The organism is Microcystis sp. 49638_E5 (genome assembly GCF_021300285.1).
In the GTDB taxonomy this organism is placed as follows: domain Bacteria; phylum Cyanobacteriota; class Cyanobacteriia; order Cyanobacteriales; family Microcystaceae; genus Microcystis; species Microcystis aeruginosa_C.
Genome location: NZ_JAJTDH010000117.1, coordinates 1 through 10,173, shown reverse-complemented (window position 1 = coordinate 10,173; position 10,173 = coordinate 1). Strand labels below are relative to the sequence as shown.

Annotated in this window: 13 protein-coding genes; 5 read left to right on the top strand and 8 right to left on the bottom strand. The window is 47.4% G+C overall.

Going from position 1 to position 10,173, the window contains the following annotated elements:
- The 3 genes from LW728_RS20900 to LW728_RS20890 all read right to left on the bottom strand — a co-directional run.
- The coding region (locus LW728_RS20900; RefSeq protein WP_287768053.1) for a hypothetical protein at window positions 1-190 on the bottom strand (190 nt) is incomplete at its 3' end.
- Window positions 191-192: 2 nt separating this feature from the next.
- Complete coding sequence (locus tag LW728_RS20895) at window positions 193-807, bottom strand: hypothetical protein (protein WP_004269051.1); 615 nt, start codon at window positions 805-807, stop codon at window positions 193-195.
- 178 nt (window positions 808-985) lie between these two features.
- Entirely contained in the window at window positions 986-1,297 is a 312-nt protein-coding gene (locus tag LW728_RS20890; protein WP_287768051.1) for a helix-turn-helix domain-containing protein, read from the bottom strand.
- A gap of 125 nt (window positions 1,298-1,422) precedes the next feature.
- Here LW728_RS20890 and LW728_RS20885 point away from each other — a divergent pair, with 125 nt between their 5' ends.
- Together LW728_RS20885 and LW728_RS20880 are read left to right on the top strand one after the other, a co-directional pair.
- A complete protein-coding gene (locus LW728_RS20885; RefSeq protein ID WP_287768049.1) occupies window positions 1,423-2,163 on the top strand; it encodes a hypothetical protein in 741 nt (246 codons plus the stop codon).
- Entirely contained in the window at window positions 2,130-2,645 is a 516-nt protein-coding gene (locus LW728_RS20880; protein ID WP_287768048.1) for a hypothetical protein, read from the top strand. The genes LW728_RS20885 and LW728_RS20880 overlap by 34 nt, the downstream gene beginning before the upstream one ends.
- Before the next feature lie 149 nt (window positions 2,646-2,794).
- Here LW728_RS20880 and LW728_RS20875 read toward each other — a convergent pair whose 3' ends face one another.
- Window positions 2,795-2,974, bottom strand: a complete 180-nt coding sequence (locus LW728_RS20875) for a hypothetical protein (protein ID WP_287768045.1) — start codon at window positions 2,972-2,974, stop codon at window positions 2,795-2,797.
- 68 nt (window positions 2,975-3,042) lie between these two features.
- On the opposite strand from LW728_RS20875, the gene LW728_RS20870 reads away from it, so the two are divergent.
- From LW728_RS20870 to LW728_RS20860, 3 genes are read left to right on the top strand one after another with little or no spacing between them, the layout of a single operon-like run.
- Entirely contained in the window at window positions 3,043-3,618 is a 576-nt protein-coding gene (locus LW728_RS20870; protein WP_002760098.1) for a TerD family protein, read from the top strand.
- A 14-nt stretch (window positions 3,619-3,632) separates the two neighbouring features.
- Window positions 3,633-4,235 carry a TerD family protein gene (locus LW728_RS20865; RefSeq protein ID WP_002760097.1) on the top strand — a complete coding sequence of 201 codons (603 nt, stop codon included), beginning with the start codon at window positions 3,633-3,635 and terminating at the stop codon, window positions 4,233-4,235.
- Between the two features lie 12 nt (window positions 4,236-4,247).
- Entirely contained in the window at window positions 4,248-4,955 is a 708-nt protein-coding gene (locus LW728_RS20860; protein ID WP_287768043.1) for a matrixin family metalloprotease, read from the top strand.
- A 638-nt stretch (window positions 4,956-5,593) separates the two neighbouring features.
- Here the strand turns inward: LW728_RS20860 and LW728_RS20855 are convergent.
- From LW728_RS20855 to LW728_RS20840, 4 genes are read right to left on the bottom strand one after another with little or no spacing between them, the layout of a single operon-like run.
- Window positions 5,594-6,355: a TolC family protein gene (locus LW728_RS20855; RefSeq protein WP_287768040.1), complete on the bottom strand. Its 762-nt coding sequence runs from the start codon at window positions 6,353-6,355 to the stop codon at window positions 5,594-5,596.
- A complete protein-coding gene (locus LW728_RS20850) occupies window positions 6,312-7,919 on the bottom strand; it encodes a hypothetical protein (protein WP_287768038.1) in 1,608 nt (535 codons plus the stop codon). Before LW728_RS20850 ends, LW728_RS20855 begins: the two co-directional genes overlap by 44 nt.
- Window positions 7,912-9,015, bottom strand: a complete 1,104-nt coding sequence (locus LW728_RS20845) for an ATP-binding protein (RefSeq protein WP_287768036.1) — start codon at window positions 9,013-9,015, stop codon at window positions 7,912-7,914. Before LW728_RS20845 ends, LW728_RS20850 begins: the two co-directional genes overlap by 8 nt.
- A complete protein-coding gene (locus tag LW728_RS20840) occupies window positions 9,005-10,060 on the bottom strand; it encodes a metal-dependent hydrolase (RefSeq protein ID WP_287768033.1) in 1,056 nt (351 codons plus the stop codon). Before LW728_RS20840 ends, LW728_RS20845 begins: the two co-directional genes overlap by 11 nt.
- Window positions 10,061-10,173 lie beyond the last annotated feature (113 nt).

Here is a 10,173-nt window from a genome sequence, read left to right as displayed (position 1 = left end):
TCGATAGAAAACCGACGGACACCCCGAAATGGAGATTACCGATGCCCAATCCCCAACCCGCTCCCGATAGGGGTTCACCTTTAAGAGAAATGGATATGACCCCACCAGATAACAATCCCGTGATCTGACAGATGAGAAACCAATGTAACAGACGACGGCGTTCTCGATCGAGCGCACCCTGTAGGATCAAGGTTAGGTCATCTGTTCTGGTTCCTTCTTGGTACGTTGGATCAGCTTCTTTGCGATTACTTCTGGGGATTGTTTGAGGGAATCGAGGGACTCCTCGATCACACGGTCAGATTTTTCTACCTGTGACCTTAGACCGGGGACGCTGAAATTGCGTTCTTTCATGTAGTTGACGGTCAGGTAGTTGAAAGCGACGATATTCTGGGCGGCGGCAAACTGGGCGGCCTCATCCACACGACGAAAATTATCCTCTTGAATGTCCTCTAAGGGATTGGTATCGACGAAGATTTCTTCGGCATCGACGGAATCGTTTATGACTTTTTCACTCTCTCGCTGAACTAATCCCGTCTGGGCGTTAGTTACGGAGGAATTTTTGTCGGTTTCGGTCTGTTTATCAGCGATTTCGGGGGTAGCAGTCGGAAAACCTTCGAGAGTACCCCATTTCTTATAGTGGGTGTTTAGGTCATCGAATATTTGCACCTGTTCATCACTGTAGTAGCTGTTTCGACCGTGTTTCTCGGCTTCCATGTCGTAACCCAAGCGGATCAGATGCTGGCGGCGTTCGTAAAACTGAGTTTTTCCGATTCGGTAGCGATCGGGTAACGAGGCGGCTTTTTGCATAATTTTTCATCTCCGAGGGGTTAAGATCGAGGGAACAAAAAGCTAAACAGTGGATAGGTACGCGGAACCAACGGATAAATCCAGTATAGTCCCTAAAAAAAAGGCTTCAATTGGAAGCAAGAGAATTTCGTAAGTTATCGTCGGTTCGGTTCGGGGATTAAAAAGGCACTCAGGTGGTTTACTTGTGACCGATTTCAGTGAGGAACTGATCGAGCGGGTAATCCAAAGCGTCGAGAATCGCTCGGAGGGTAGCCGTGCCGACACTCTTGGCTGTCTGAGTTTCTCCCGTTATTGCCTTGAAACCGGTTTCCAACTTTTGGATGTGCTGGGGGGAGATGTCCCGACCGGCATCCCTGATCTTATTTACCAACTTGTTTCGAGATAGTCCCTGTCCCTCCCGAATCTCCTTTAACTTCAATCCCGCCTCCTCCGACCATGAGATAGTCTCGACCATCTCGACGGGAATCATCACCGCTTTCTTCTGTTTCACCACGTCCACAACCTCTCAGAAAAACTATTGTTATCGTCTATTCTATCACTTATAATATTAATATCATTGGTTGAAAAAGACAAACTTTGCGACTGTAAATAGTCAAGTAGTCGAGAGGTAACGGCGTGAACATCTGGTCTTGCTCTCCGCAAATCTGGACAGCCTACGGGTTAGAGTGGCGTTTTGAGTACAATTCTTTTAGTGCCAAGCGCACCGTCAGCGCGAACGGTTTTGTCCTCGATATTCCCGTTAAGTCCACCACGAAGTTCGCTTCGCCCCGGGTGTGGCTGGATGATTGGGCTAAAAAGAACCGTAAACGGCTGCCACCCGAACCGGAAGGGGCGGTCAACCTAGAACTGGATCTGTTTCCCCCGCAATCGGTACGGGTAGAATTGGTCGATGACCTGACACCAGAAGAGGAACGTCAACGTCTGTTCTGGGAGCGCAAGGTAGAAAGGGCTTTCTACGAAGCGGGAACAGCCTTGAAGGAATTGCGGGATAGACGACTGTACCGTTCTACCCACAAGACTTTTGAGGAGTATTGCCGTGATCGTTTTGGTTATTCTCGTCGTAAGATGGACTATCTGATTTCTGGTTCCGAAGTTTTTGAGAATCTGCAAACGAGAACCATTGGTTCTCAATCAGACAAAGACGAAACGAGAACCATTGGTTCTCAATCAGACAGAGACGAAACGAGAACCATTGGTTCTCAATCTCTCAATCAGACAGAGACGAAACGAGAACCATTGGTTCTCAATCAGACAGAGACGAAACGAGAACCATTGGTTCTCAATCAGACAGAGACGAAACGAGAACCATTGGTTCTCAAATTTTGCCAATCTCCGAGCGTCAAGTCCGTCCCCTAACTCAACTGGAACCAGACCAACAGAGAGAAGTGTGGCAGCAGGCGGTAGAAGCTGCTGGTGGTAAAGTCCCGTCCGGTCGCATCGTCAAGGATATCGTACAGCGCATCCGGGAGCGAACCAAAATTCCCATACCCTACCGGGTCGGTGATGTCTGCGAAATACTGATCAAAGATAACCCCGATTTGCGGGGTCTGGGTGGTTGTTGGTGTATCGTGATCGAGGTGAGAGAATTTTCCTGTCTGGTGCGGACTTGGAACGGTGAATATACCGTTAGAGAGGAGAATTTAAGGGATTTGCAGTATTCCCCTGACCACCGGCAAAATATGCAACAACTGAGCGATCGTCTGGTTGAACTCCGATCGTTAGGGGAAGAGGAGACGGTGAGGGCTATTCTAGAAACATTGGGTTCTTTGAAACGTCCCTACCTGAACCCTTGGGAAGAAAAGTTATTGGAGTTTTTGGAAGGATATAATGCCCGTTGATACAGAAGAAGATGAGCAAGCTTGGCATCGGGTTTCAGGGTTTACTAGGGATTTGAGAGTATGAGAAAAAGGCAAAGTTGGTCAACTTAACTTACTCCAAAAACTCTTTGGCTAAATTATCATTCCCCAAGAAGTTTATAATGAAGTCACTACGGTAAATCATCGGGATGCTTCGGTTGTTCCTGCGGCTCAATATAACCACCATTTTCAGTTAAACCCTGCTCTCTATGTAAATTTTTGTTAATTTCTGTTGGTTTACACTTGACAAAAACAGGGTGGTAAAGTAATATTAGTTCTGGTTTATTTTGTGACCAACTAGGTCTTGACAAATCAGGAAAAATCCCTCCGACTTAACTGTAAAGTTCATTCAATACGCAATTGACCAGGAGAGTATTTTATGGCAGTTTCATTAACAAAAGGACAACGAGTATCGCTAGAAAAAGTTGCTCCTGGATTATCAGAAGTATTTGTAGGATTGGGATGGGATGTCAAAGCCACTGACACTGGATCGGACTTCGATCTAGATTCGTCGGTGTTTTTGTTGGGAGCTAATGAAAAGCTAATCTCAGATAAACACTTTATCTTCTACAACAATCTTTTCAGCCCTGATCCAAACAAATCAGTCCAACATACTGGGGATAACTTAACAGGACTTGGTGAAGGGGATGATGAAGTTATTAAAATTGACCTCAAGAAAGTACCAGAAGAAGTTAAGAAGATTGTTATTACAGTAACGATTCACGAGGCACAGCAACGTCGCCAAAACTTTGGACAAGTACAAAACGCTTTTGTACGTATCGTTAATGCTCAGAACAAACAAGAGGCTGTACGCTACGACTTAGTAGAAGACTATTCTATTGAAACCGCCCTAATCATGGCAGAACTCTATCGCAAAGATGGGCAATGGTCACTCAACGCGGTGGGTTCTGGCTATCAAGGAGGGCTGCAAGCATTGCTAGATCGTTATAGTTAAGGAAAGTTCAAATTATGGCCATCAATTTACAGAAAGGGCAACGTATTTCCCTGACAAAAGAGGCACCTGGTCTGAAAAAAATTATTTGTGGACTAGGATGGGATGTAGTGGAACAAACTGGGGGTGGCTTGTTCGGCGCATTTAGCAACAGACCGAACTACGACCTAGATGCTTCAGTAATCTGCTTGGGCAGTAACGGAAAAGTTGGAGACAAGGACGATATAGTTTATTTTGGCAATCTCAAGCATCGATCGGGAGGAATCACTCACTTAGGAGATAACTTGACGGGGGCAGGAGAGGGAGATGATGAGCAAATCATTGTTGATCTTTCCTTAGTGCCATCACGAATTACCAAACTGGTTTTTACAGTCAATATTTATGACTGTATAGCCAGAAAACAAGACTTTTTCCAAGTAAAAAACGCATTTGTACGATTAGTAGATATGTCTAACAACAAAGAGCTTGCTCGCTACAATCTATCAGGAAATGAATACAAAGGTGCTACGGGAATGATTATGGCAGAGTTATACCAACATAACGACGAGTGGAAGTTAGCTGCAATTGGAAATGGAGTTAGTGTCAACGGATTAGGAGAAATTGTCGGTTCTTATGCTTAGTAAAGGAAAGCTATGTCATCTTTATTTGAACGACTGGACTTAACTAAATACAACCGCAAGCTAAAACAATCTCTATCTCAGCGTATAGATCTCACTAGACCAATTAAACTCAGGTGTCAATCTTGTAGATTGCGCCTTCAAGCAGAATGGGAATTTTGTCCTAACTGCGGTTTTCCCTTGCGAAATTTTTCAGAAAAAAGTCGCCATTGTATTTGGATAGATATTTCAAATATGGCAGTCTTACCCGAATATCAAGAAACCATGAGTGCAATTTTTATGGAAGCTTTTTCCAGACTGTATGGTGCATTCAGAGGTGTTCAGGTTTTTCTTACTACAGAACCACCTAACAGTCAGGAATGGCAAGATAAATTTACTCATGTTTATGTATTTGCTGACAGTCAGCCAGTAGATTATTTAGGAGTAGCGAGCTTCTTATTAGGTAAAGTTACTGGTCATGCAATTATCAGAATCGATCAAGTTTTTTATGCTTCTTGTAGAGGCAATCTTAGTATTAGTAGTCTATCTAATTTAATTGCCAACACGATTGCTCATGAGATTGGTCATACCTTAGGTTTAGATCACTCTGAATTACCAACAGATGTCATGCACGATGGATTAGACTACACGACTCATGGTGCCATGCCCCCTTCATTTCACGCAGAGCAGATTAACCTGATGAACAGTGCTATTCGCAGATATAAGACTGAAGAACAATGTTAGTGAGATCACTTATATATTACGATCGCTTTTTTGGTTATAATAGACATCTCCAAAAATTTATAAGTCAGTCACAGCAAAGAATAGCGGCAGATTAGACCAATAGTCAAAATTAGCTCTAAAAACCGATTAATCAGAGTTTCAAGAGAAAAAATCCAATTTTGACGGAAAACTATGGCTAATTATAACGTCAATTACTTCCCCTGATTGCTCCCTTTCTATTACTTCTGAAATTAGCCTACTAATTCTCAACCTTACTAAGCCACAAACAAGAAAGCTAGAAATTAATTCCACACAGAAACCAGAAAAGCAAAACGTGACGGGAAAGCTAACCTAGATTTCGCTTCCCCTTGTTCTATCGATCGCATCCCCTAGTTTTTTACCAGTCGAACCGGCGATCGAGCCTGTCACGGTTGAGGTGAGGGCATTTCTCAGAAAGATGCGGAAATTCTGTTAATCTTTCCCAAAGCACAGGTTATGGCTTTTTGTCAATCGAGAAAGTCCCGATCCATAGCTTGTTTCAGGGCATAAAAACAGCAAAAAGAGGGAATCCCTTACTCTAAAGATTAATTGCCATCAGGATAGCGATCGGTAAGAGTGGATTCTGGCCATGGAGCCATAGTTGCATCCATTGGAACCTCTCAGCCTATTTGTAAAAACATCTTGATGGTAATGCAACTGCATTGTCTCGTCAAGTGTGGAGTCGCTGGATATGTACATGACAATATCAACCCATTACCCAGTAGTTTCCCCAGTAGTTTCGATCCCCCCTGCCCCCCTTGATAAGGGGGGTGGGAAAACCCAGTCAGGGATAGAAGTTGTCGTTTAGCGGTTTCCCGTTCGAGACGGTAACGGTTCCACTGAATCTCTAACTGTTCTCGTTGGGCGATTCTTGTTAGATAGGTTTCGGTGGATGAACCGCCCAGACGGTAATCGATCTCGGTAATCCTGGTCAAGAGGTCGTGATTGGACAGTTGGGCTAATATCGCCTGTTCTCGATCGCCGGCGGTTTCGTAGGCGATCACCAGCGTTAAGACCTGTTCTCCCAGTTGGGAGCGTTTGGCAGCCCGTTGACGTTCCAATTCAGCCCTGGCCGCCTCTAGGTCGGCCGCCCTGATTTCGAGGTCGGTGATGGCCATCCTCTGTTGTTGTACCTGACCACCCCCAAACAGATTTTGCAGAATGGCGATCGGGTCGGTGGTGAGATAACCTGTCCATTGTCGGGCGTTGGCCTGGTCGATACGTTGTCCAGCCAACTGTAACCGGCGATCGATCAGGGCGATGCGCTCGTCGAGGGTCTGCAATTCAGGGGAACGTTCGATCGCCGCGTCGGTGAGGGTACGGAGACAATCGTTACCGCTATCGAGACAGGGAAGGGGAGCGGCCTGTAGGGGAGTCCACATCAACAGTAAGCTCGACAGTGAGAAGGCGATCATCCTGACCTTGCCATTTAAGCCGTTTGACCGTTCCGGGGTAGGGAGCCTTAACCGTAGCCAATTGAACCAGTGCATTGTCGATCTCCTGTATTCTCGTCCTGATCACCGCTTGGTTGTATTCCCGTTCCTGAAGTTGTGCGGCGCGAACTGCCCTCTGTTTCTCCACTTCTAGTTGTTGGTTCTGAAGGGTGATCGCCCGTCGGTTTTCTTCTAGAGCCAATTGGTATTCTTCCTGAAGACGCTTTTCCTTGGCGGTTGATAAAGCGGCACGGGCGATGTCCAGTTGTATTTTTGCCTGTTCCCGTTCCGTTTCCATTTGGGAGAGTTTCGCCCTTTCGTGTTCGATGATTGTCTCCACGGATCCCCCCTGGCCTCCTTGATAAGGGGGTAAAGGTTGAGAGTCGATAGTAACAAAAGTGGGTAGGGAAGCGACATTAACGGGATCCCCCCTTAATCCCCCCTTGATAAGGGGGGCTTGATCCCCCCTTAATCCCCCCTTGATAAGGGGGGCTTGATCCCCCCTTAATCCTCCCTTGATAAGGGGGGCAGAGGGAAGGGCTAGTAATTGAGAAATTTTCTGTTTTTGTTGAGTGATTTTAGTCTCTATCTGTTGTAATTCTCCCGTTTTTAGGGTAATATGAGCAATTTCTTGCCTGTAGGAAACGGGGGGAAGTTTATTTAATGTTGGGGGTGGTGAAGGTAAGGTGAGTTCGGGGAGGGGAATCTGCAACTTTTTTAGGGAGAGTTCCAACTGTTGACGTTGGGTTTGGAGTCGTTGTCTCTCGGTAATGCGATCGCTTAGTATCTGACCCGCAACGATCCGAGAACCCTGTTTGACCCGCAGATCTGCGGGGGTGGTAAGGGTCAATCGGATTTTGATCTCTCTCGGTACGGTGGAGTGGGTTTTTTTCGGAGAGGATCCCCCCTTAATCCCCCCTTGATAAGGGGGGTAAGAGGTAACAGGGGTAACAGGTGTAACAGGTGTAACGGTGGTGCTGGGGGTTTTTTGGGCTGTGGTGTAACTGCAACCGACTAGGGTGATGATGGTGGCGACGGCAAGGGTCAGGTAACGAAAGAAATCAGGACGGTGGGAATAGAAAGGTTCCGGGACAATGGGGGAAGTATCGGCTTCTTTCAGGGCAACACTCTCGCTTGTTTTCTCGCTGTGTTTCTCGATTATGGGGACAATGGGGGAAGTATCGGCTTCTCTCAGGGCAAGCCCTTCGGCTTCTCTCAGGGTAAACACTGAACTTTGTCTGAGTGTTTTTTGAGGAGCGATCGTTTCCAAAACGGTCGGGGTTTCCAAGACAGTTGGAATTTCTAAGACAGTCGGAATTTCTAAGACGGTTTCTCCCGTGCGTTCGCGTTTCCAGCGACTAATCAGCTTACGGGAACAACCCTTACCCGTTTTCTCCCGTACCAACGAGATCAGACCTTCGTAGGTCGTACCGGCTGGTGCGTCGTCAAGGATAGCGAAAACCGTCTCAGTGCGTCGCTGGTGGGGTTTTGACCTAGAAAGAGTGCTAACCATCTTTTACCCTCCGGTGATAGGGAAAGATACTGGTCATTTCTGCCTGTTTGCCGAAACGACATAGGGCGGTCAAGGGTACTAACTCGGCTACTTTCTTCTCGGCGAAACGGAATTTGGCGGCCACCCGCTTCACTTCCGATTGGTCCACTGGCAGAACGATCTTGGTAGAGGAGTTACCGATCACGTCGTCGCTGAGATGTCGTTCCGATTGGGATGCCAACACCAAACCCAACCCGTACTTACGACCGTCAGCGATGATGCGGTCACAGGCCCGACTTTTCCGCAATTCCTTGGCCTCATCGATGAATAGGTAGGTACGGGGTAACTTCCCTTCGATTTCTCCCAAGAGGCGGTGTCGGTTCATCAATTGCCAGGCCAAGGATTCGGCGGCGATCGCCCCGATCTCCGGCGGTAATTTCGAGAGATCGATGCGGATATGTTTCTCGGTGAAGTCGGGTTGGGGACGGCAGAAGACACCGTAGGTGAAGGTGGCTATCAGTTTCAGTTTCAGTTTTTGCGATTCCTTACAGCCGCTCTCCACCCGCGACTCGATCTCCTGCTGCAAATCGGTAAAATTGGGCGCTTCCCTTGTCCAACTTGTCGGTTGTTCTTGGCTGATACCCCGCCGGTCGTAACAAAATTGCAATATTTCTAACAGTAAACCTTCCTGATTTGGTCCCAACTGCAAAGAACGTTTTAGAGTGGTGGTAACGGCGATGGCCTGTAGATGGGGACCACCCCCTTCAGCATCGAGGTTGACAATCAGGGGATTGATGCCGTGAGAACTGGCCATGTGCAGGGGATAACAAGTTTCACCGATAATCTCCTGATCACCGTGGAAATCGATGATAAATAACTGAATATCGGGATAGGTCTGTCTGAGGGAATAGGCGATCGCTTTGAGGGTCTGGGTTTTGCCACTACCGGATGCACCGATGGCGACGATGTGACCGTTGGGGAGATGACCCGGATTCCAATAACAGTTATCCCCCAGAAGGATGCCAGACGGTGGCGATGATTCTGACAGGGGGGAATTAAGGGGCTTCGGAGCCTGTAAAACGGCGTTGGGTAGTGGTTTCTGCTGTTTATTGAACATTTATGATCCTAGCGATGAGATGACCTGAAACGCTGTATTCTCCCAACTTGTCGATCACATACTGGGGACTAGCGGCGGTGAGTCGGGCGTAGGCGACGTTACCCGGTTGTAGGGTAATAGTATCGAAACGGTCGGCATGACTGGGCAAACTCAGACCCGAACCATCGGCAATGGTCAGCGTTCCCGTTAAATATACCCTGTTACCCTGAGCTACGCCGAAGGGTTCCGTTAAATTAGCGAGCCTATCTAAATACTCATCTTCCAAGAAGATATTTTCGATCTTTACTTGGACTGGTGCGACCCTTTCCACGCGAAGGCGCGAGGCGATGATCTGAGATTCCTGACTCGAACCCAGTCGGTACACCGTTCCCCCTTCGTCCTTGACCAGCAGATCGCTAACGGTCAACGGTTCGATTACCTCATAAGTAGCGTCAATCGGCTGTTCGGTAATGGCATTTCTCCCTTGAACCCTAACCCGCAACAGATAACGGGAAGCATCCTCGTTCACCGTCTCGATCGCTCCCGACGGCAAACCCAATGCCTGATTGAACCCGCGAATCAGACCGCCACCACTATTGATAGAAATACTCAGAACCGAGACGACCACAAGAACAAACAGCAGAAACCACTCCGCATTACTGCCCGTGGCCAACCTCAAACGCGGATTTCTCGGGATGATCATCCTTCCCCGACCGGGATAAAACGCCTGCACTCCCGACTTAGTAAAAACATCGGCAAACCAGCCGAAAAAGTAACCGAGAATCAGACCGTACCAGAGTTGACTATAACCCAGTAGGGACAGGGGATAAGCCGCAAGGGTGACGACACCTGAAGCGAAGAAACTGTGGGTTATGCCCCGGTGAACCGTTCTCTTTTCTAGCCAACCACTGACGGGAAACAAGAGCCGTCCGAGCGAGCTTTTGCCCGTGTCGATATCTGGTAACAAGGCCGCCACTGCCGCTATGCCCAATATCTCCGGATTGGCGGTTCCCAACGTTATGCTCGTCAAAGCTACCGAAAAGGCTATATGAGTGACGCTCATCATTTGACACTCCCCGCTCTAAAGAGACGGGGATTCTTGGTTCACAGAGATTACTTGCTTAGACAGAATTGCTTCTGAAAAAGTAGAGGTATTCTCTCCCCAAGCGTTTATTGGAT

Excerpts from the sequence above, each read along its gene's own strand:
- LW728_RS20845 (WP_287768036.1), bottom strand. The coding sequence starts at position 9,015 with ATGTTCAATAAACAGCAGAAACCACTACCCAACGCCGTTTTACAGGCT.
- LW728_RS20870 (WP_002760098.1), top strand. The coding sequence starts at position 3,043 with ATGGCAGTTTCATTAACAAAAGGACAACGAGTATCGCTAGAAAAAGTT.
- LW728_RS20840 (WP_287768033.1), bottom strand. The coding sequence starts at position 10,060 with ATGATGAGCGTCACTCATATAGCCTTTTCGGTAGCTTTGACGAGCATA.
- LW728_RS20865 (WP_002760097.1), top strand. The coding sequence starts at position 3,633 with ATGGCCATCAATTTACAGAAAGGGCAACGTATTTCCCTGACAAAAGAG.
- LW728_RS20850 (WP_287768038.1), bottom strand. The coding sequence starts at position 7,919 with ATGGTTAGCACTCTTTCTAGGTCAAAACCCCACCAGCGACGCACTGAG.
- LW728_RS20860 (WP_287768043.1), top strand. The coding sequence starts at position 4,248 with ATGTCATCTTTATTTGAACGACTGGACTTAACTAAATACAACCGCAAG.
- LW728_RS20855 (WP_287768040.1), bottom strand. The coding sequence starts at position 6,355 with ATGTGGACTCCCCTACAGGCCGCTCCCCTTCCCTGTCTCGATAGCGGT.
- LW728_RS20895 (WP_004269051.1), bottom strand. The coding sequence starts at position 807 with ATGCAAAAAGCCGCCTCGTTACCCGATCGCTACCGAATCGGAAAAACT.